This is a genomic window from Nitritalea sp., from assembly GCF_054166705.1.
Genome location: NZ_JBSZCV010000004.1, coordinates 115,054 through 135,651, shown reverse-complemented (window position 1 = coordinate 135,651; position 20,598 = coordinate 115,054). Strand labels below are relative to the sequence as shown.

Here is a 20,598-nt window from a genome sequence, read left to right as displayed (position 1 = left end):
GTCCCGCTTGTTACTTTTTGATAAAGCGAAGAAGGAGCGGAGGGTCCTGAAGACTTGGCTGCAGGTACAGCAGGTAGCTGCCTGCAGCCAAGTTATGGATATCCCAGCGTAATCTTCGCTCTGTGGCGCTTTCCAGCAGAACCTGTGCAGGCGACATGCGCTGGCCATTCATCCCGATGATTTCCCACGCCACCAGTGTATTGAGGTCATAGCCTTCCGATAGTTCTAAAATCAACTGATGCCCAGCAGGATTTGGATATAGGCGTAAGCCTGTCTGAGGAGCTGTCGGCTCTGGTTCGGGCTCCGGGAACGATTCTTCACTGGCTAAAGGCAGCAGCAGCTGCACTACATCCGCATAGATGCGACGTTCTACACGCTGCAGGGTGTACTGGCGGTCTAGCACTGGAAAAGCATGGACAGGAGTCAGGGTGATACGCGCAAAACCCTCATTTTGCTGTTCTATTTTTTCGACAGTAACCTCTAGGTGACCGTAGTGCTTGCCACCCGACGTCAACTGCGGGACTCCGTCGATAAGCTCCCAGACTTCGGGCGCATCTTGATCCGCAGTCCACATTTTAAAGGGATTATATCCCAAAGGAGCGGCACCTGCCTCTTGGCTGATCTTGCGTTCGCCCCGCAGTCCATCTCCTGCCACACCCACATCATAATAGTGAACGCCCCGACTGCTGGGATTTTCGCGAACGAAGCTTCGCTCGAACAGTTCACTGTGCCCACTAAAAACCGCAATCACTCCATGGGCCTCGAAAAGCGGGTGGTACACCTGCATAGGAGTGCCGCCCTGTCCGGAAGAGAGTGCATGGTTCATCGGCAGCCCGTGCTCACCACTGGAAAAGGGCGCATGGTGAAACTGCACGAATAGCAACTGTCCCTCCTTTTCTGCCGCTGCTAGTTGTTCTGCCGCCCACTCCCACTGTGCAGTGCCAGGGTTAAAAGGTTCCAGCCCTTTGCCCCCATGGGCCACAAACTCTTCCTGCGTAAAATTCGCCTGCGTATCTGTACCTGGATTTGTAAAGGCGCGACCTTGTAGGCGGCTTTCTTCCGGATAATTGGTGCGCACGTCTTCCGGTATCCCATTCGAAGAGTCCAGCGTCAGCACGGTAATGGGACCATAGTCGATGCGATAATAGGCGCGAGTTTCGGATTTGTCTTTGGCCTCCGGCAAAGGAAAATAGGCCTCAAATTTCTGTCGGCCCAGCACCGGATTAAAGACCCCTAGTTCATTGAAGCCATAACCATTATTGAGTATTCCACCGAAGTTTTCCCAGTTGCCCATCGCTGGGAATAGGGGCGTCGTAGTGAGCAGCTGGTCGAAGGCACCCGCATTATGGCGGAAAAACTCATCCCAAGCGGGCTGGTAGCCTCCCCCCTGGACCAAGTCACCAGGCATCAGGATAAAGTGCGGCTCCCGGCTGCGCATGATGCGGATATTTTCGCTGTAGCCGACAGTTTCCGTAAGTGGGTAGCGTAAGGTAGGAATATTACCTGGAAGCTGGGCTGTTCCGAAGGTACCTGCCCATTCGGAATTATGTAAGTCGGGACGTTGACTCCCTACCGCTACCGCCCCGACTTCCCATTCCCGGCGAAGGACACGTCCCAGGGGTTCCGTTTCCGCATCTGCTAAGGCCATGAAGGTGATTTTCTTCCAGTTTTCCTTGCTAGGCGGGCTTTGGAAGGAAGCCGAAAAGGAGGCCGCTCCTAAGGATACCTGATAGGTATAGGTTTCGTCGGGTGAAAGCGCGGGGAGCTCTAGGCGGTAGCGGTAATTGCTGTCGCTGAGCAACCAATCCTCTGGGCGCAACCCACCCGGGAGCTGTTGTGATTTTTCAGCAGGCGTATAAGCCAGCTCGGGAACCAAAATGCCCGGAATGCTTTCTTCGAGCAGTAGCTTGCCGCTAGCATCCTCAAGGCGAAGGGTGCTGGAAACGGCAGTTTCGGACCACCAGGTCAGGGTAAAGGAGCCGGATTCCGTGCCATTCAGGTAGGGCAGGACACGAAATGCGCTCGTATGTTGTGCCCGGAGTGCTGCACTTGATCCTAAAAACAGGCTAAAGACAAATAAAAATAGGGGGTGGCGCATGAAAATATGTATTTATTTTGGTTTTTTGGTCCTTACAAAAATAAGTGATTATTTAAAATAAAAAAGCTACCAATACCATTGGTAGCTTTTTTTGCTTTGCGCCTGGGAAGGCGCTTATGAACCATATAAAAACGCTCCATGTCGGAGAATTTTCTTTACAAAAATATAAAAATTTTATTGAACCTCAAGATTTAGGCCCTTAGCCTATCAGAGAGTGTTGTCATTTATTTGAAAAATTATATTAAATGTCCTGTAAAATTATCAATGAATGCGATAGGCTCGTCTGATTCGCTTACTCGTAGACTTTTTCTCCTTTTTTCAACCAGATCCCCCAGCTTTTACTGTAAGTGTGTACTTGCTGGGTAGGCTTTTCTCCTTGTACGAGCTGCTGCTCTTCATTCGCCCAGTGAATGATACCTCCGTATAAATTGTATACCTGCTGAAAACCAGCAGCTTGCAGTTGCTTGCCGATGGTCTGGCTGCGCGCTCCCACCGTGCAATACACCACCACGGGTTTCGATTTGTCTAGGTCTGCTACGCGCTTAAGCGAAAAGTCCTCATAACCCACCCAGCGCGCGTCGGGTAGATGTGAAACCGCATATTCGTGGCGCTCGCGTGTGTCTAAAAGGGTGTAGACCTCTGGTTTTTTGGCTAATGTGTCCACCTGTATCAAGGGAAAATCACTGGCGTAAAGTCCTTTTAAAAGTGTTTTATACGCGAAACTCTGCGCTTGAGAAGTAAATCCTAAAGCCATACAAACAAATAAGAAAAGCGTAAATCGAACGAACCTCATGGAGCTGCTGCCTGAGGGCTTACCCATAAAAATCAGATAGGCGCGCTAAGGCTTTTTTATCATTTACGATAATTTTCTTTCCTTGGAACGTGATCAGTTTATCTTTTTTAAATTCAGATAAGAGCCGAATAACCGTTTCGGTGGCCGTGCCCACTAAGCCGGCGATTTCTTCCCGTGTGAGCACGATGTCGATCTTCTCGCCTTCGCTACCCTCTACGCCATAGGACTCGCTAAGCATCAGTAAGGTAAAGGCGAGACGTTCTCGGATGGACTTTTGGGTCGCATCCGTGAGCTGATTTTCCATTAGGCCCAAATCATTGCAGAGTGCCTTCGTGATTTTTCTATGAAAGCCCGTATCCTCTGCCAGCACTTTTAAAAAGGTGTCTTTAGGTACAAAGCAAATGTTTGCATCCTCCACGATCGTCGCCGAATTCGTGTAGGTCTCTTCCCCTAAAAGACTGGTATAGCCTAAAAAATCACCCTTTTTGGCTAGTCGTGTGATCTGTTCTTTGCCATTCGAGGCCGTTTTAAATACCTTCACCACACCATCACTGATACAAAATACTCCTAAAGGCTTCGTGCCCTCATAATATAAGATCTGCCCCTTTTTATGGGTAATATGATTTTTACTCTCCGAGAGCTGACAGAGCTGCTGTTCCTTTAAATCGGAGAATAGTGAAAATTTTCTGCTCACACAGAGTTCGCAGGGGCTGGATTTGGCTTGTGGCTTCATAATTTTTCAATAATACTGCTGGCAAAATTAAAAGACTAAGTTAAAAAAAATGCTGATATAAATCAGCTTTCTGTAGATGAAAATTGAGGGACATGCTGCATTTGTTTGACCTCCCCGCGTTCTCTGTCAAAGGATAAAAATAAATGCTTATATCCATTCGTAATCCCTAGAAAAGGAGCATGCAACACTGCATTATAGGTACAGAGTTGCTTGAGCGTCGCCTGACTCAGGGTCACCTCCGGGGCCTTGCACTCGATGAGCAGAAAGGGTGCCCCTTCCCGATCACGCACTAAAATATCTGTACGCTTCGCCAATCCGTTAAACTGAAGCCCCTTTTCTACTCCGATTAAGGCCTTCGGATAGGCATGCAGCTGGATGAGGGCTTGAAGCATATGCTGGCGAACCCATTCCTCAGGGGTACAGACCAACCATTTTTTGCGAAGCGCATCCAAAATCAGATACTGTCCCGCTTCTTTGCGATAGGTAATGCCCAGAGCCGGAAAATTTAGCTTCGGAAAAGGATGAAAAGCTGCTTGCATGGCTCAAATATCCTTTCTTTTGGCTCCCGCTACAAGCAGATGCGCATGAATTTAACGAAAAGCCCTTAATTTTCTTCCTCAGCCTGTCACGCTTTTCCCTTTAGAGCGAGGAGATTCATCAGGAAGCAACAAGAATCCTGCGTGAATAGGGAACTTTTTCCCTGTCTTTTCCTATTTTCGTAAAAAAAACTACTATGTACACTGGCTTACAGCACGGACACTCGGGTCTCGCTTACCTCGCGCTTATCGCACTCATCGGGGTTATTTTCTATGCTCTTTATGGAGCCTTAACAGGCAAATCGTTTACCGAAAAAGACCGTAAAATCGCGATGATCGCCTTTATTTTAGCGCACATTCAGCTTCTCATCGGCCTTATTCTCTATTTTGTCAGCCCGAAAGGTTACTCCCTTTTAGCCTCTGGTTCCGCCATGGGAGATGCTGCCGCCCGCTTGACGGCGCTCGAACACCCTGTCATTAACATCATCGCCATCGTGCTGATCTCTGTCGGTTACATTCGTGCGAAAAAACTCTCCGTGGACACGGCACGCTTCCGCTCTATTTATATGTTCTATGCGATCGGACTCGTCCTCATCCTTTCCAGAATTCCCTGGACCAGCTGGTTGGGCTAAGCCTACACCGATACCCCTTTTTAGGCCGAGATTCCCGGAGGAGTCTCGGCATTTTTTTGGCCCAGTGGGCCAAAGAATGCGGCAGCCGATGCCTTATGGTTTCGCCTAAGAAAGTTGTTTAATCCAAATTTTTCACCGTTTAAGGCTGATTTTCTGTACGCTATGTTCGGTTTTGAACGCCAGTAGCATTCTTGGAAAAATTTTCTACTAAAAAAACCTTAGAAACTTTGAACTATCACAAAGTTTCCTGAGTTTTGCATCCGGTATTAAGATTCTGAGGGAATTGGAGACAAGAGAGAAAATCATGAAAGTGGCCACCGAGCAGTTTATGCATTTTGGCATACGGGCGATTACCATGGACGATATCGCGCGGCTATCGGGGGTCTCTAAAAAAACTATTTATCAGGAGTTTGGGGATAAGAACCAACTCGTATACGCTTGTTTCGAGCAGGAGCTCCAGGAGGACACCTGCCTGATGGAAGAAGAGCTTAAAAATCCTACGTTCGATGTCTTACACACTTTAGTTGGGCAGACGCGACATATTCGAAAGCGCTTTAGCACCTTTAACCCGCTGGTGCTGCATGAAATTCAGCGGTATTTCCCTAGCTGCTGGGAGCTATTCGAAAATTTTAAGCAGGAGGTGATTCTTAAGCATATCAAATTCCTGCTGGAGAAAGGAAAGGAGCAGGGCTATTTTCGGCCCGAAATCGACAGTCGCATTTTAGCACACATGCGCTTGGAACAAACCATGGATACCTTTGACCCTATTAAATTTCCTCCTACGCAGTTCGATCAGGTGACCTTACAACTTGAAATCTTCGACCATTTTATACATGGAATCCTCTCTGAAAAGGGGAGGGCGGCCTATCTATCCTTAAAGCAAACCAATTAAATGCTATGAAATCACTACGAAACGGGCTGCTGCTGGCGCTCTTGTTTGTCACCCCGCTTTTTGCGCAGCAGAAGGTGAGCTTGACATTAAAAGATGCAGTGGAATATGCGCTCGAAAATAATGTGGAGGCGAAAAACGCTAAGCTGGAAAATTTAGCAGCCAAGGCGATTATTCGTGAGAATCTCTCCCGGGGTCTACCCCAGGTAAATGCCACCTTTGATTTTACCCACAACCTGGCCATTCCGGTCATCTTCCTTCCCGGAGGGATCGACTTCGGGCTGCCGGGAGATAACGGCGGCGGTAATGGGGGAGGCCAAGATGTACAGGAAGTACGTTTTGGTGTGGATTTTCAGTCTAGTCTTAACCTGAGGGTGGATCAAATGATTTTTGACGGCTCCTACTTTGTGGGGGTAAAAGCGGCGCGTACCCTCAGCCAGCTGACCAAGTTCGATGAGGAGAAGGCACAAAACGATGTCATCGAAAACGTTAAGAAAGCTTATTTCACCGTCATGGTGAACGAGGAGAGAAGAAAGCTATTAGAAGCGAACTTAGGTCGACTCGATGCGCTACTCAAGGAGACAGAAGCCCTTTTTGAGGCAGGGTTCGCAGAAAAATTAGAGGTCTCCCGGGTGAAGGTGCAGCGGAACAATTTAAAAGCAGACCTGGACCGCATCGTGTCTGCTTCGCGGATCTCCAAGCAGCTGTTAAAACTACAATTGGGGCTTCCCCAAAACCTGGATCTGGACCTGTTAGAGACGCTAGAGGAACTGAATCGGCCTGAAGAGCTAGCAGAGCTCTTGGGAAATAACGGTTACCGCCGTGTGGAAATAGATCAGTTGGAGAAAAATCTCGAGCTGGCTGAGCTGGAAAGGAAAAACAACATGGTGCAGTATATCCCTACCTTGAATGGCTTTTTGACGTACCAGAGGGCTGGGGCATCCTTGGACTTTACGAATTTGTATCGTAACGACTGGTTTACGGGTGCTTTCGTCGGTGTGACGATGAACATTCCCATCTTCGATGGCTTTCAGAAGCGCAGCCGTATTCAGCAAAACCGCGTCCAAATCAAACAGCTAGAAAATCAGCGGTATTTCTTGAACGAAAACATCGCGCTGGAGCAGCTGCAGGCGAAGGAAGAGCTTCGCGCCACGCTCGAGATTTTAGAGGTGCAGCGCGAGAATAAGGCCCTGGCCATGGAGGTTTTCGAAATGACGAAAACCAAATACACCGAAGGTGTGGGCGCTAACTTGGAGGTCGTAGAGGCTGATGCCGCCTTAAAAGAAGCGGAAGCCAATTATTACGCAGCACTTTACGATGCCTTGGTGGCGAAAGTAGATTTAGAAAAAGCATTGGGAATTTTATAAGCAATAGGCATTTAATCAAACGATCATATGAAACGTTTTTCACGCATGGGCAGCTTGGTGCTGCTGGCTGTCATCGGATACAGCTGTGGCTCTGAGGATGAGCTAAGCCAAAAAAAAGCGGCCTTGGAGTCCTTAAAAAAGGAATATGCCGCGCTGGCTACAGAAATTGAGTCGCTCGAAAAAGAGGTGGCGACCTTAGACCCGGAGTTTGGGAAGGAAAACCGCAAGACTGTTCTAATCACGACCAAAGAGGTAGAAAAAGGACTGTTCGAGCATTATGTAGAAGTATCGGGTGCGGTGCTTTCGAAAAAGAATGTCAATATTTCCGGAGAGGTATCGGGTCGCGTGCAAGAAATTGTGGCCGTAGAAGGCATGCAAGTGAAAAAAGGCGCCGTCTTAGCCCGCATAGATGCCGAGTCGGTGCAGCGGAATATGGAAGAGCTGGAAACCCAGCTGGACCTGGCCCGCACTGTATTTGAAAAGCAAGAGCGCCTGTGGAAGCAGGAGATCGGTACTGAAATCCAATACTTGGAGGCGAAAAATCGCAAGGAGCAGCTGGAAAAAAATCTAGCCTCTCTACAGACCCAGATGGACCGTACCACCATCCGTGCGCCCTTTAACGGAACGGTAGAAATGGTGAATGTACGCCTCGGAGAGCTCGTGCAGCCGGGCACGCCCATGTTCCAGTTTATTGGCGATAGCGACTTGTTCATCGAAGCTGATCTGAGCGAACGCTACATCGGTTCAGTTAACAGAAACGATGAGGTGGAAGTGCGCTTCCCCTCTCTTGGGGTGTCTGAGACCACAAAGGTGACCGCCGTAGGTGCTGTGATCAATTCGAATAACAGAACCTTTAAGGTGGAAGCGCGCCTACCTAATTTGCCGAAGGCCAAGCCTAACATGATCGCTGTGCTTCGTGTGCGCGATTACCAGGCAGAAGAGGCTGTCATCATACCCAATTACCTGATTTTACAGGATAATAAAGGGGACTATGTTTATGTGGTAGAGTCAGGCCAAAGTAAAAAGCGCTACATCAAGCGCGGCATGGTGTACCAGGAGCGCACCGAAATCCTCGAAGGCCTGCAAGGTGGCGAAACGCTCGTCGATAAGGGCTTTCGTGACGTAGGGGATAATTTTAATGTAAGCATCGCATCGTAAGCCAATCGAAAACGCGAGATGGAAGATAATAAGCAGAAAAAAGAGGTAATTCGGGAGTTTGGCCTGAGTTCCCTCTCGATCGATAACCAAACCTCGGTGGTGATCCTAGCCGTCATCATCACGGCACTCGGGATTTTAGCCTACATGACCATGCCGAAAGAGAGCTTCCCCGAGATCGTCATCCCGACGGTCTATGTGGGGACGGCCTATCCGGGAAACTCTCCCGTGGACATGGAAAACCTGATCACACGCCCGATCGAAAAAGAGTTGAAGTCCATTAATAATGTGAAGGACATCAAGTCCACCTCTGTACAGGATTTCTCCTCCATCGTGGTGGAATTTAACCCAGGCGTAGAAATTTCCCGTGCCATACAGGATGTAAAAGATGCCGTGGACAAGTCGAAAAGCGAATTGCCTAGCGACTTGGATCAGGATCCGGATGTGATCGAGGTGAATACCTCGGATTTTCCGATTATGAATGTCAACCTCTCCGGGGATTTTTCCCCAGAGGAGCTAAAAAAATTCGGTGAATACCTCGAAGATGAAATCGAGAAACTAGCTGAAGTCAGCAAGGCCGAACTGCGCGGCACCATCGAGCGTGAAATCCGCGTGGATGCGGATATCTATAAGATGGAAGCCCTCGGTGTGTCCTTTTCAGACATTTCGGATGCCATTTCACAAGAAAACGTCACCATCTCCGGGGGTAACGTACTGGCAGGAGACTTCCGCCGCTCCCTTCGCATCACAGGGGAATTTAAGCATCCCGACGAGCTAAATGATATTATCGTAAAGACTGAAAATAACAAAATCGTCTACCTAAAAGACGTGGCCGAAGTGCGGGATACCTATAAGGAGCGCGCTTCCTACGCACGAAGTAATACGCTTCCCGTCGTTACGGTTAACGTGGTCAAGCGTAGTGGGGAAAACCTTCTCGATGCTTCCGATAAAATCAAAGATCTGATCGAGCGCGCCCAGCGTGACCGCTTCCCGGAAAATCTTGAAATCAGCATTACGAATGATCAGTCTAAACAGACTCGCTCCCAGGTAAAAGACTTGGAAAATAGCATCATCTTCGGGATCATCCTCGTGGTGCTGGTGCTGATGTTCTTCTTAGGCTTCCGCAATGCTCTCTTCGTGGGGGTGGCCATTCCGCTTTCTATGTTCATTTCCTTCCTGATCCTAAATTCCTTTGGGGTAACGCTGAATTTGATGGTGCTCTTCTCGCTCATTTTAGCGCTAGGGATGCTCGTGGATAATGGGATCGTAGTGGTAGAAAACATTTACCGCCTCATGCAGGAGGGGAAAAGCCCTATCCGTGCCGCAAAAGAGGGAGTGGGAGAAGTTGCCTGGCCGATCATTACCTCCACCGCCACCACGCTCGCGGCTTTCCTACCGCTAGCCTTTTGGGACGATATTATCGGAGAGTTTATGAAGTACTTACCGATCACTCTGATCATTGTACTTTCTTCCTCGCTTTTTGTGGCACTTGTCGTAAATCCCGTGCTCACCTCCCTATTCATGAAGGTGCAAGATGTGGAAGCCAAAAAATCCAAACAGCGCCCGCTCATCGTGGCGGGAACCCTAGCCGTCATCTCCATTATTGCCTATATCGCGGGATGGAATGCTATGGGCAGCATCACGGCAGTAGCTTCCATTTTGACCGTCTTTAATGTGTTCTTCCTGCGCGGTGCCATCCGCTGGTTCCAAAATGTCTTTTTGGTCTACCTGGAAAATATCTACGAGCGTACCTTGATTTTTGCCCTTAGGGGCAAAAACCCCTACCTCTTTTTCTTCGGGATGATCCTACTCCTCTTCCTTTCACTGGCACTGCTGGGCATCCGCTCTCCGAAAGTGCTTTTCTTTCCAGACAATCAGCCCGCCTTGGTGAATGTGTTTATCGAGAAGCCCATCGGAACGGATACCGAAGCCACAAATGCGTTTATGCTCAGTATGGAACAGGAGCTCTTCGATGTGCTCAAGCCGTACGATGAAATTATCGAGTCCATCATCACGCAAGTGGGTGAGGGTACCGGTGACCAGTCAGAAGGGCCTAGTAATGCCGCTACTCCGCATAAGGCGAAAGTGACGATTTCTTTCGTGGAATACCAGTTTCGGCAGGGCCTGAATACGAACCGCGCCATGGAGGACATCCGACGTCTGGTAGAAAAATATCCAGGGATCCTAGCCACAGTGGATAAGCAGCGGAATGGGCCGCCTGTCGGCAAAGCCATTAACCTGGAAGCGAGTGGTGAAGATTTCGAGGAACTTATCCTCTTTACGCAGGGCTTGCGGGAATACCTCTCCAGTGCAAACATCCCCGGCGTAGAGGAGCTTAAAAGTGACCTAGAACTCGGTAGCCCCGAAGTGGTCTTGACCATCGACCGCGATAAAGCACGTCGCTTCGGCCTTTCCACCGTGACGATCGCGAATGAGCTGCGAACGGCACTCTTCGGCCAAGAAGTAAGTAAGTACAAGGAAGGGGAGGACGATTTCCCGATCCAGCTTCGCCTCATGGATGAGTACCGCTACGACCTGACCGCACTCTTGAATAAGAAAATTAATTTCCGCGATAAGCTGGGCAACCAAAAAGTGATTCCTATCTCCGCGGTCGCGGACCTCAGTTATGGCTCTACCTATGGTTCGGTGAAGCGAAAGGACCTGAACAAGGTGATTTCCATCTTCTCGAACGTGACGGATGGCTATAATCCTACGGAGATAAATGAACAGCTGAAGGCGATGGTCGCCAACTATGACATCCCAGAAGGTATTTCGGTGCGTTTTACCGGTGAGCAGGAAGAGCAAGCGAAGTCCTCCGCCTTCCTACTCCGTGCATTGGCCATCGCGATTTCAGTCATCTTCTTTATCATCGTGGCACAGTTTAACTCGGTGACCACACCGTTTATTATCCTGGCCTCCGTGGTGCTCAGTACGATCGGGGTGTTCCTTGGATTGGTAGCCTTCAATATGGATTTCGTGGTGATCATGACCGGTATCGGCATCATTTCCCTGGCAGGGGTGGTGGTAAATAATGCGATCGTGCTGATCGATTACACGAACTTGGTGCGCACACGCAAAAGGGAAGAGCTCGGACTCCAAGAAGATGAATACCTCAGCTATGAGGATCTGCTTGCCAGCATCGTGCAAGGAGGTAAAACCCGTTTACGCCCCGTTCTTTTGACTGCCATCACTACCGTGCTGGGCTTGATCCCACTTGCGATCGGGATGAACATAAATTTCGCCACTTTGCTGACGGAATTTGACGCCCAGTTTTATGTGGGAGGAGATAATGCAGATTTCTGGGGCCCAATGGCTTGGACCGTCATTTTTGGCTTAACCTTTGCTACATTTCTTACGTTAGTCATTGTACCAGTCATGTACTTGCTTGCAGATAAAGCAAATATCTTACTGAGAAGATTGAAATAGATAAATAAAGGTTGGTGGTTTTTAACACTGAAAATCCCTCTGGGCCATGCCTAGGGGGTTTTTTTATGCCTACAAAATCGGTAAACTACTTAGAGAATACCGTGGCTTTCGTATTTTTAGCCTAAATTTGTTGGCATGGAGAAGTTAGTAAAACCCGTTTTCCCCCTGAAATGGTTTGTGCTGTACACCCGCTCGCGCTTTGAGAAAAAAGTGGCAGAGCGCTTAGCGCAAAAAGGAATCGAAACCTTCGTGCCGAGTCGGGTGGAAGTACGCAAATGGAGCGATCGCCTGAAAAAAGTAGAACGCGTCCTTTTTAATGGCTATGTCTTCGTACGCACCCGGGAAAATGAGTTGTTTGACTGCCTTCAGGATCAAGGAGCGGTCTTCTTTTTAAAATTAGAAGGCAGGTATGCTGTCGTGCGCGACAAGGAAATCGAGGCCATTAAACGCCTCCTGGCCACCGGTGTCGCCGTGGAGGTAACGCAGCAGGAATTCTCTCCTGGCATGCAGGTGGAAATCATCGGTGGACAGCTAGAAGGCTTTACCGGAGAGTGCGTGGAACTCGCGAATGGTGAACACCTCATCCTCCGCATCGAAGCCATTCAGCAACAGCTTCTGGTTACCATCGATAAGAAATATTTGAAAAAAATAGAAGCCTGAGCAGAAGGGGATTGGGCAGCGCCCCTATTCCCCTAATATCCCTTTTAAACCAGCATCGATGCCGCCCAGTTTTTCCTTGCAGGCGGCGATCAGCTCGGTAGCCTCTTTCACCTCCTCTGTTAATTTTTCCATGCTGAGCTGCCCGCTCTCTATGTTCTTGACGATGGCCTCTATGCGTAATAGGGCCTGATCATACGAAAAAGACGGCTTGTCCGCAGCCGTATCCTTATTTAACTCACTCATTGTTTTTGCTTAATTGTTGCACACTTGTAACCACGGCTGTCGCCGCAAATTGCCGGCTGTAGACCTGCAGCTGGTCGCCTGGAAAGGGCTGCTGGTTCACCCAGGGCTGCCCATTCAGGTCAGTACGTGTATAGCCGCGCTCTAAAAGACGTAAGGGGTCCAGCCGGACCAAATCTTTTTCCCAGGCCGTTAAGCGCTGTTCTTGCTGCCGCAGCCAGTGGTTTTTAGCCCGGACCAGTCCCTGTTGCAGTTGTTCCAGTCGATTTTCCTCCTGCAAAAGGCGCCGCTCAGCTAGCCGACCCAGCTGCATCCCACGTTTTTCGAGTTTCAGCCCTTCGGCATGCAGGCGCTGGCGTGTAGCCTCCTGCAAGCGGGCCTGTAAGCGCTCCCCACGCACTTTTTCACGCTCCACCCGTAGCTGACTCGCCCTGTACATGGCGATCCGGGCTTGCTCCAAGCGCTCATCGAACTGCTTAAAGCCTTCGAGCAAGAAGGCCGCTACCGCCGTAGGCGTTTTTAGGCGGGTATGGGCCACGAGATCGGCGATTGTTTCGTCTCGCTCATGGCCGATCCCCGTGACGATCGGGACGGGGGCTTGCGCCAAAGCCCTTACCAAGGTCTCATCGTCGAAGCAGTCCAGGTCCGTTTGCGCCCCGCCGCCCCGAATGAGGACGATCAAGTCAGGCTGCTCCGCAATGGCCAGCTGTAAGGCCTGCACGATGCTGCCCGGCGCTTGCTCTCCCTGCATAAGGGCTTCAAAAAAGAGCAGCTCCAAATGAAAATGCTCGCCCTGCTCTCTGAGATGGGTCATGAAATCCCCATAGCCGGCCGCCTGCGCTGAGCTTATGACCGCGACCCGCTGGGGCACAAGCGGCAAGCGCCAGCGCTTATTGAGCAGCAGAAGCCCTTCCTGCTCCAGCTTTCGAAGCAGCGCTTGCCGGCGTTTCGCCCGATTGCCAAGGGTGAAATTTACGTCGATGCCCTTAATGACCAGCGCAAGGCCGAAAACCTCATGGTACTGCACCGAAACCAAGCAGAGAATCTCCATGCCGGGCTTCAAAGGCCCCCCGGTATGTGCGATAAAATCACTCTCGATCTGGCTGAAGGTATAGGACCAGCAGTTGGCCCGCAGCTTCGCCACGATCTTTTGGCCCTCTTTCTCCACCAGGTCGAAGTAGGCATGCCCCACACGGGCGCGCTTCAGCTCCGCAATCTCCGCCTTCACCCAGAGGTTTGGTGGGAGCTGCTCTTCTAAGGTGCTTTTGATCAGGGCGGAAAGTTCGGAAAGGCTTAGCTGCTGCATGCGGTCATCGTTTCTTTAAAGCGGTGCGAATGGCTTCCTTTAATCCCTCACTGGCTTCCATTAAGGGCAGGCGAACATCTGGACCACAGATGCCCATCAAGCTCAGCAGGGCCTTCAGACCGACTGGATTGCTCTCCTGGTACATGAGCGGGTTCAGCTCCAACAGGGAAAACAGGGCCTTTTGCGCTAGCGCCTCCTCCTCATGGCAGAGGGAATAGAAGGCCTCTGGGAGGGCGTTCGCCAAAACAGAAATGACGCCATCTCCTCCGAGAGCACGCAGCGGAAGTGTGAGCATATCATCCCCAGAGATCAAAAGAAAATCTTTAGGGCGGCCCGCAGCGATGCGCATGCACTGCTCTAAATTTCCTGAAGCCTCCTTCATCCCGATAATATTCGGGTGCTGCGCTAAGGTCAGCGTGGTGGCAGCTTCCATGTTAGACATGGTCCGACCTGGAACATTGTAGAGGATAATCGGTACCGGACAAGCGTCCGCCAGTTGCTGATAATGCGCGATGATGCCCGCCTGACTGGGTTTATTGTAGTAAGGGCTGACGGAGAGCACTGCATCCACCCCTGTAAAATCTGTCTCTTTTATTTCGTGTAAGAGGGCCGCGGTATGATTGCCTCCCAGGCCATAAACGATCGGCTTTCTGCCTGCGTTTGCAGCGATCGCATGACGTAGTACCCGTTTCTTTTCCTGCTTGCTGAGGGTAGCGGTTTCGCCTGTGGTGCCCAGGACAACAAGATAATCGGCCTTACCGGCCAGGACATGCTCGATGACAGCCGTGAGCCCATCATAATCCACACGATGTTCCGTGTCGAAAGGAGTAACTAAGGCGACTCCTGTGCCTTTTAGTGCTAACATGCGTTTGCGATTAATTGATAATACTGAAATAAAGCCTCATAGGGCCGTAGTTTTCCCTCTCCTTCCTGACACATCAGGTCGAGGTGGGGCTCTAAATCGCGTCGATGGAGGCCCATGCGGAAGCAAGTGCGCTTACTATACAGTAAAAGTAAGGAGAATTCTTTAGCTTCGGGCTCCGCCCAAATCAGAAGATCCATTTCTGCATCGATGAAGGCCTGAATTTTAGGCTCTGGTAGCGCCATCCAGTCGAAATCCTGCTCGTTATAGCCTTCTAAGTCAGTGGTTTGCTCTTGCCAGTAGAGCACATGGTACTCCTCGGCCTCCGGGATATAGGTTTTAGCAAATGCCCGACACGCTAAAGCGCTTTCCTTACTGCCTGCTAAGATACCTACCCTTCGCGGACGTACAGGGAAAGGAAAGGTTTTCCCGGCTGACGCTCGCGCCGCCTTTTGTAGCTGCCTTTTCAAGAACCATTTTTTCAACCATTCCATCCTGCTATGCGTTTTCTTTCTCGATAAGGGCTAAAAACGCTGCTTCTGTGAGGAGCTTTACTCCTAACTTTTCTGCTTTTTCACGTTTGCTTGGCCCCATATCCTCCCCCGCGATAATAAAATCAAGGGACTTGGAAACCGTTTTGACATAGCTGCCGCCATGCGCTTCCACCACGCGGACGATTTCCTCTCGGCTGAAGTGGTCTAATTTGCCGGAAGCTAAAATTTTCATTCCTTTCAGCGCTGATCCGGGGGCCTCTTGCCCTGCTTTTGGCCGGTAGGCCATCGCCAGCCCCGCCTGCTCCAGCTCCCGGAGGACGCGCACCTGCTCAGTATCCTGGAAGTAGGCCCGAACGCTGCTGGCCACTGTCTCTCCGATGCCATTCACTGCCGCCAGCGCCTCAAGGTCCGCCTGCATCAGGGCTTCTAAGCTGCCGAAATGCTCGGCCAAAAGCTGCGCGGTATTTTCTCCCACATGCCGAATTCCGATCGCGAAAAGGACCTTCTCAAAAGGCATTTGGCGCGATGCTTCGATTCCTTTTACCATGTTAGCCAGTACCCCGGACTGAAAACTGGAGCCCTTAAACCGGGCCACCTGTTTCTCCACGGCTGCGGGGAGCTCCTGATCGAGTGCCCGCAGGACCTGGTGGGTGGTGCTGGCCTGGCGGCAAAGTTTTCGCAAGGTGTCCAGATCGCTGAACCGATGTAGGACGCTGTAAAGGAGTGGGGCCAGGGGGAGGAAATCGGCCACGGCAGGGTAGCTATGCGCCTGGTAGGCTTCCCGAAAGCGGGTGAGCATCCCCAGATTTACGGCCGTCTTTTTGGCTTTTTCACGAATAAAGGCTTCGGCTTCCCGGAAAATCCCTGCACTGTCGGTGTCGGGATGCTCCGCACTAAATTGCTGCCACTGACTGAGAGAAAGGCCCTCTGTGATGCCGTACAGCCCTTTCGCCAGCTGAATGTAGAGGGAGCCATCTTCGGCTTTTGTGTATTGATCCTGCGACATTTCCAAGCCGAGCAGGGCTTCCTGCTGCTCGGGAAGACGGTAAAAATCTGCAAAAGTCTTTAAGAAGCCCTGATCGATGAGCGTCCGCAGTCGCTCGGTTCCCAAAGAATCGATATTCAAGGCGCGCTTGGAGATAAAATGTTCCATGCGGCCTAAAATTTGCGGCGGACAGCCGCTGCTATTTGGGCAGAAATGCTTGGCCTCGCCCTCTTGTCGCTCCAGGGCGCTGCCGCATTCGGGGCAGTGCGCGATGTAGCGGACGGGCTTGGCCCCTGGCTCGCGAAGGGCTTCCACCACGCCCGTAACTTTGGGGATGATTTCGCCCCCTTTTTCCACTTGCACGGTGTCCCCCTCATGGAGGCCAAGCCGCTGAATTTCATTTGCATTATGTAGGGAGGCGCGCTTCACCACTGTTCCCGCCAGTGCCACAGCCTGCAGCTGCGCTACGGGGGTGATGGCGCCGGTGCGGCCCACTTGGTACTGGATACCGAGCAGGCGGGTAGGCATGCTCTCGGCGGCATATTTATAGGCGATGGCCCAGCGTGGGATTTTGGCTGTAAAGCCCAGCTCCTCCCGCTGATTAAAATCATTTAGCTTGAGCACCACTCCATCCGTATCGACAGGTAAGCTATGGCGCTTTTCTTCCCAGTCTTTGATGTAGGCGAAGACCTCCTGGATATCGGCACACAACTTATAGGTAGGGGAAACATGGAAGCCCCAGGCCTCTAGCTGTGCCGTGGCCTCCTCATGCGTATCCAAGCCGAGGTTTTCCCCCAGCAGCTGGTAGCAGTAGCAGTCTAGGCGGCGCTTAGCGACGATGCTGCTGTCCTGCATCTTAAGCGTCCCAGAGGCTGCATTGCGGGGATTGGCCAGCAGCTGCTCGCCGGCCTTTTGACGCTCGGCATTGATCCGATCAAATTCCTTTCGGGGTAAAAACACCTCTCCGCGCACTTCGAAGCGTTCCGGTAAGTTCGGATGCGCGATATGAAGCGGGATGCTGCGAATCGTTTTCACATTTTCTGTCACGACATCTCCCTGCGTACCGTCCCCACGGGTAACGGCCCGAACCAGGCGCCCCTGCTCGTAGATGAGCGAGATGGCCACTCCGTCGAACTTAAGCTCGCAGCAGTAGGCATAGTCGCGATGCCCGAGCCCTTTGGCCACCCGGCCGTCGAAGTCCTGCAACTCACCAGGACTGTAGGTATTGCCCAGAGAAAGCATGCGGTACTGATGGGTCGCTTGCTTAAAGTTCTTGGTAATCGTCCCTCCCACACGCTGCGTGGGGCTATTCGGGTCTGCCAGCTCTGGAAAAGCCTCCTCCAGCTCCTGCAGGCGCTTGAGCAGCAGGTCGAACTCCTGATCGGAGACCGGGGACTCGCTGTTTTGATAGTAGCGCTGGTTGAGCTCCTCGATTTTTTCGGTGAGTGCTTGAATCTTTTCGCGTGCTGCTGCTGCCTCCATAAAATAAAATTCGAACCGTTAGGGGGTCAAAAATACAAGTTTAGCGCTGTTTCCCCAAACACAATCTGTCATCTGAGGGGATTGCATTGGGGGAAAAAGGGATATGTTGTTATATTTGCCGACTAGCTGATGAAGATGGAGAAAAACGTAGGTACAGAAGAGCGGATTTTAGAGGTCGCGTATGCGCATTTTCTGTCACGGGGGTATAAAAACACCACCATGGACGACATTGCGCAGGCACTAGGCATGAGTAAAAAGACGCTTTACAAGCATTTCTCAGGCAAGTTAGAACTGCTGTCCGCAGCTTTTGAGCGGCTAAAAACGCGTCTCTCCTTAAAGGTGGAGGCCTTACTCGAAACGGAAGAGATGCGCTTTACGGGTAAGTTGAAAGCCATGCTGCGCGTGATCGCGGCAGATTTAGCGCCGATAAATCCGGAGCTGCTGGCTGACTTGCGTGAGCATGCACCGGAAGTTTGGGCAGCTCTACAGGATTATGTGCGGCAGTCGGGGTACCTGCGCTTCAGCCGTCTCATCGAAGAGGGCATCCGACAGGGGAGGGTGAAGGAAGACATCAACCAGAGCCTGGTGGTGCTGCTCTATGCTTCGGCCATTCAGAACCTAATAGACCCCAAGTTTCTCTCTCAATTTCCGCGCGAGATGCGGGAGGACCTTGCCATCAGCACGGCCGAGATTTACGATCAGGCCATTTCTATTATTTATCAGGGCATCCTTACAGAAGAAGGACGTCAGGAGCTTCGTGATTAAGCGCCCTTTGGCCCGCGGGCCAAAACCAGGGGCACAGCATACCTTTAGACCTTTTCCACATCATGTCAGAAAAAACATTCAAGCGCTATACGATTACTTCCGCGCTGCCTTATGCGAACGGGCCCTTACATATCGGTCACCTGGCGGGCTGTTACGTGCCTGCCGACACCTATGCGCGCTATCTGCGGCTGCGGGGGCGAGATGTGGCCTTCGTCTGTGGCTCGGATGAGCATGGCGTGGCCATTACGATTAAGGCGCGGAAGGAGGGCATTACGCCGCAGGAGGTGGTGGACCGCTACCATGCGCTGATGCAGGAGAGTTTTCGCGAATTTGGGATTAGCTTCGACCATTACAGCCGCACGTCTGCAGCCATTCATCATGAGACGGCAAGTGACTTTTTTCGGGATCTGTACGAAAAGAATGCCTTTATCGAGCGCAGCACCGAGCAGTATTTCGATCCGGAGGTGGGGCAGTTTTTAGCCGATCGCTATATCGAGGGGACTTGTCCGAAGTGCGGCTACGCCCATGCCTACGGCGATCAATGCGAGAAATGCGGCTCCTCCCTCAGCCCGGAGGAGTTGATCGAGCCCCGGTCTAAGTTGAGCGGATCCACGCCGGTGCTGAAGGAGACCAAGCATTGGTTTTTAGATTTAGCGAACTACACGGAGTTTTTAAAGGAATATATTTTGGGCAGCCATGCCCAAGACTGGAAAAATAATGTGCTCGGGCAGTGCCGCTCCTGGTTAGAGGCGGGCGATGGCCTACAGGCGCGCTCCATGACGCGAGATATGGACTGGGGGATTCCGGTGCCCGTTCCCGGGGCTGAGGGCAAGGTGCTCTATGTGTGGTTCGATGCGCCGATCGGCTATATTTCGGCCACGAAGGAGTGGGCAGCCCTGTCGGGCAAAGACTGGCAGCCGTACTGGAAGGAGGAGGATACGAAGCTGGTGCATTTTATCGGCAAGGACAATATCGTGTTTCACTGCATTATTTTTCCGGCGATTTTAAAGACGCATGGGGAGTATATCTTACCCGATAATGTGCCGGCAAATGAGTTTTTAAATTTAGAGGGGGAGAAGATATCTACTTCCCGCAACTGGGCCGTATGGCTGCATGAGTATTTGGCAGATTTTCCGGGCAAGCAGGACGTGCTGCGCTATGTCTTGACGGCAAATGCGCCGGAGACGAAGGATAATGATTTTACGTGGAAGGATTTTCAGACGCGGAATAATGCGGAGCTGGTGGCGATTTTCGGTAATTTCGTGAACCGGGCGCTGGTGCTGACGGAAAAGTATTTCGAGGGGCGCGTGCCGGAGGCGGGAACTTTCGGCCCTATGGAGGAGGAGCTCCTGACGCAGATGGCGGGTTTCCCCGATAAAATCGCGGCCTCCATCGAGCGTTTTCGTTTTCGGGAGGCGCTGAGCTATGTGATGGATTTTGCCCGTATGGGCAATAAGTATCTGGCAGAGACGGAGCCTTGGAAGGCCATAAAAACCGATCCTGCTCGGACGGCGACGATTTTACATGTGGCGCTGCAAGTGGTGGCTGGATTAAGCGTGGTGGCCAAGCCCTTTTTGCCCTTTACCGCGGCGCGTCTGGAGGAAGCCCTCGGGCTGCAGGCGTCAGGCTGGGAGTCTGCCGGCTCGGGCCACTTGCTGGCGGCGGGAAGCACAGTGCGGCAGCCAGGCTTGTTGTTTGAAAAAATAGAGGATAAGGTGGTAGAGGCGCAGGTGCAGCGCTTGCTGGATGCGAAAAAGGCCAATGCGCTTCAGGAGCAACCCGCCGTTCCAATGAAGGAGATCACGAGTTTCGAGGCTTTTTCGCAGATGGACCTGCGTGTGGTGACGGTGGTAAGTGCCGAAAAAATGCCCAAGTCGAAGAAATTACTCAAGCTACAGGTAGATACAGGTCTTGGAGAACGCACCGTCCTAAGTGGTGTGGCCGAGCATTTTAGTGCCGAGGAGCTGGTGGGACGTCAGGTGGTGATGCTGCTCAATCTGGCGCCGCGTAAGATGATGGGCATCGATTCGGAGGGAATGATCCTGATGGCGGAGGACAAGGATGGTGCGCTGCGGCTTTTGCAACCGCATGAGGCTGTGGCTCCGGGGTCGGTGATTTCGTAGCAAGCGGCTGGCACTCAGGGCCGAGTAGATAGGGAGGAACATTCTGCTTTCG

General features: G+C 51.4%; 17 protein-coding genes. 8 read left to right on the top strand and 9 right to left on the bottom strand.

The window, feature by feature from the left end:
- Positions 1–10: 10 nt before the first annotated feature.
- The 4 genes from ACXIT9_RS01555 to ACXIT9_RS01540 form a co-directional block, all read right to left on the bottom strand.
- Positions 11–2,098 (bottom strand): metallophosphoesterase, encoded by a 2,088-nt coding sequence (locus tag ACXIT9_RS01555; protein ID WP_458054486.1) that lies wholly within the window; start codon positions 2,096–2,098, stop codon positions 11–13.
- Between the two features lie 292 nt (positions 2,099–2,390).
- Positions 2,391–2,852, bottom strand: a complete 462-nt coding sequence (locus ACXIT9_RS01550; RefSeq protein ID WP_458054485.1) for a rhodanese-like domain-containing protein — start codon at positions 2,850–2,852, stop codon at positions 2,391–2,393.
- 58 nt (positions 2,853–2,910) lie between these two features.
- Positions 2,911–3,624, bottom strand: coding sequence for a Crp/Fnr family transcriptional regulator (locus tag ACXIT9_RS01545; protein WP_458054484.1), 714 nt, complete (start codon positions 3,622–3,624; stop codon positions 2,911–2,913).
- Positions 3,625–3,686: 62 nt separating this feature from the next.
- Positions 3,687–4,163: a type I restriction enzyme HsdR N-terminal domain-containing protein gene (locus ACXIT9_RS01540; protein ID WP_458054483.1), complete on the bottom strand. Its 477-nt coding sequence runs from the start codon at positions 4,161–4,163 to the stop codon at positions 3,687–3,689.
- A gap of 194 nt (positions 4,164–4,357) precedes the next feature.
- Here ACXIT9_RS01540 and ACXIT9_RS01535 point away from each other — a divergent pair, with 194 nt between their 5' ends.
- From ACXIT9_RS01535 to ACXIT9_RS01510, 6 genes are all read left to right on the top strand, one after another.
- On the top strand, positions 4,358–4,792 hold the full coding sequence (locus tag ACXIT9_RS01535) for a hypothetical protein (protein WP_458054482.1): 435 nt from the start codon (positions 4,358–4,360) through the stop codon (positions 4,790–4,792).
- Positions 4,793–5,096: 304 nt separating this feature from the next.
- Positions 5,097–5,684, top strand: coding sequence for a TetR/AcrR family transcriptional regulator (locus ACXIT9_RS01530; protein ID WP_458054481.1), 588 nt, complete (start codon positions 5,097–5,099; stop codon positions 5,682–5,684).
- Between the two features lie 5 nt (positions 5,685–5,689).
- The gene (locus tag ACXIT9_RS01525) at positions 5,690–7,048 is read left to right on the top strand and encodes a TolC family protein (RefSeq protein ID WP_458054480.1); all 1,359 of its coding nucleotides are present in this window, start codon (positions 5,690–5,692) and stop codon (positions 7,046–7,048) included.
- 27 nt (positions 7,049–7,075) lie between these two features.
- A complete protein-coding gene (locus ACXIT9_RS01520) occupies positions 7,076–8,206 on the top strand; it encodes an efflux RND transporter periplasmic adaptor subunit (RefSeq protein WP_458054479.1) in 1,131 nt (376 codons plus the stop codon).
- An 18-nt stretch (positions 8,207–8,224) separates the two neighbouring features.
- On the top strand, positions 8,225–11,629 hold the full coding sequence (locus tag ACXIT9_RS01515) for an efflux RND transporter permease subunit (RefSeq protein ID WP_458054478.1): 3,405 nt from the start codon (positions 8,225–8,227) through the stop codon (positions 11,627–11,629).
- A gap of 135 nt (positions 11,630–11,764) precedes the next feature.
- Positions 11,765–12,289 carry a UpxY family transcription antiterminator gene (locus ACXIT9_RS01510; protein ID WP_458054477.1) on the top strand — a complete coding sequence of 175 codons (525 nt, stop codon included), beginning with the start codon at positions 11,765–11,767 and terminating at the stop codon, positions 12,287–12,289.
- Between the two features lie 24 nt (positions 12,290–12,313).
- Here the strand turns inward: ACXIT9_RS01510 and xseB are convergent, their stop codons facing one another.
- The 5 genes from xseB to ligA are packed head-to-tail and all read right to left on the bottom strand — an operon-like array spanning position 12,314 to position 17,658.
- Positions 12,314–12,532 carry an exodeoxyribonuclease VII small subunit gene (gene xseB / locus ACXIT9_RS01505; protein WP_458054476.1) on the bottom strand — a complete coding sequence of 73 codons (219 nt, stop codon included), beginning with the start codon at positions 12,530–12,532 and terminating at the stop codon, positions 12,314–12,316.
- Complete coding sequence (gene xseA, locus ACXIT9_RS01500; RefSeq protein WP_458054475.1) at positions 12,525–13,835, bottom strand: exodeoxyribonuclease VII large subunit; 1,311 nt, start codon at positions 13,833–13,835, stop codon at positions 12,525–12,527. The genes xseB and xseA overlap by 8 nt, the downstream gene beginning before the upstream one ends.
- 4 nt (positions 13,836–13,839) lie before the next feature.
- Positions 13,840–14,700: a 4-hydroxy-tetrahydrodipicolinate synthase gene (gene dapA / locus ACXIT9_RS01495; RefSeq protein ID WP_458054474.1), complete on the bottom strand. Its 861-nt coding sequence runs from the start codon at positions 14,698–14,700 to the stop codon at positions 13,840–13,842.
- Entirely contained in the window at positions 14,694–15,191 is a 498-nt protein-coding gene (locus tag ACXIT9_RS01490) for a DUF6913 domain-containing protein (protein WP_458054473.1), read from the bottom strand. Before ACXIT9_RS01490 ends, dapA begins: the two co-directional genes overlap by 7 nt.
- 4 nt (positions 15,192–15,195) lie before the next feature.
- Positions 15,196–17,658 carry an NAD-dependent DNA ligase LigA gene (ligA, locus tag ACXIT9_RS01485; RefSeq protein WP_458054472.1) on the bottom strand — a complete coding sequence of 821 codons (2,463 nt, stop codon included), beginning with the start codon at positions 17,656–17,658 and terminating at the stop codon, positions 15,196–15,198.
- A gap of 129 nt (positions 17,659–17,787) precedes the next feature.
- Here ligA and ACXIT9_RS01480 point away from each other — a divergent pair, with 129 nt between their 5' ends.
- Both ACXIT9_RS01480 and metG read left to right on the top strand, forming a co-directional pair.
- Positions 17,788–18,423 carry a TetR/AcrR family transcriptional regulator gene (locus tag ACXIT9_RS01480; protein ID WP_458054471.1) on the top strand — a complete coding sequence of 212 codons (636 nt, stop codon included), beginning with the start codon at positions 17,788–17,790 and terminating at the stop codon, positions 18,421–18,423.
- A gap of 62 nt (positions 18,424–18,485) precedes the next feature.
- Positions 18,486–20,546 carry a methionine--tRNA ligase gene (gene metG, locus ACXIT9_RS01475; RefSeq protein WP_458054470.1) on the top strand — a complete coding sequence of 687 codons (2,061 nt, stop codon included), beginning with the start codon at positions 18,486–18,488 and terminating at the stop codon, positions 20,544–20,546.
- The last annotated feature ends 52 nt before the right edge of the window (positions 20,547–20,598 follow it).

Coding starts and splice junctions, on each gene's coding strand:
- ACXIT9_RS01555 (WP_458054486.1), bottom strand. CDS start 2,098: ATGCGCCACCCCCTATTTTTATTTGTCTTTAGCCTGTTTTTAGGATCA.
- ACXIT9_RS01550 (WP_458054485.1), bottom strand. CDS start 2,852: ATGGCTTTAGGATTTACTTCTCAAGCGCAGAGTTTCGCGTATAAAACA.
- ACXIT9_RS01545 (WP_458054484.1), bottom strand. CDS start 3,624: ATGAAGCCACAAGCCAAATCCAGCCCCTGCGAACTCTGTGTGAGCAGA.
- ACXIT9_RS01540 (WP_458054483.1), bottom strand. CDS start 4,163: ATGCAAGCAGCTTTTCATCCTTTTCCGAAGCTAAATTTTCCGGCTCTG.
- ACXIT9_RS01535 (WP_458054482.1), top strand. CDS start 4,358: ATGTACACTGGCTTACAGCACGGACACTCGGGTCTCGCTTACCTCGCG.
- ACXIT9_RS01530 (WP_458054481.1), top strand. CDS start 5,097: ATGAAAGTGGCCACCGAGCAGTTTATGCATTTTGGCATACGGGCGATT.
- ACXIT9_RS01525 (WP_458054480.1), top strand. CDS start 5,690: ATGAAATCACTACGAAACGGGCTGCTGCTGGCGCTCTTGTTTGTCACC.
- ACXIT9_RS01520 (WP_458054479.1), top strand. CDS start 7,076: ATGAAACGTTTTTCACGCATGGGCAGCTTGGTGCTGCTGGCTGTCATC.
- ACXIT9_RS01515 (WP_458054478.1), top strand. CDS start 8,225: ATGGAAGATAATAAGCAGAAAAAAGAGGTAATTCGGGAGTTTGGCCTG.
- ACXIT9_RS01510 (WP_458054477.1), top strand. CDS start 11,765: ATGGAGAAGTTAGTAAAACCCGTTTTCCCCCTGAAATGGTTTGTGCTG.
- xseB (WP_458054476.1), bottom strand. CDS start 12,532: ATGAGTGAGTTAAATAAGGATACGGCTGCGGACAAGCCGTCTTTTTCG.
- xseA (WP_458054475.1), bottom strand. CDS start 13,835: ATGCAGCAGCTAAGCCTTTCCGAACTTTCCGCCCTGATCAAAAGCACC.
- dapA (WP_458054474.1), bottom strand. CDS start 14,700: ATGTTAGCACTAAAAGGCACAGGAGTCGCCTTAGTTACTCCTTTCGAC.
- ACXIT9_RS01490 (WP_458054473.1), bottom strand. CDS start 15,191: ATGGAATGGTTGAAAAAATGGTTCTTGAAAAGGCAGCTACAAAAGGCG.
- ligA (WP_458054472.1), bottom strand. CDS start 17,658: ATGGAGGCAGCAGCAGCACGCGAAAAGATTCAAGCACTCACCGAAAAA.
- ACXIT9_RS01480 (WP_458054471.1), top strand. CDS start 17,788: ATGAAGATGGAGAAAAACGTAGGTACAGAAGAGCGGATTTTAGAGGTC.
- metG (WP_458054470.1), top strand. CDS start 18,486: ATGTCAGAAAAAACATTCAAGCGCTATACGATTACTTCCGCGCTGCCT.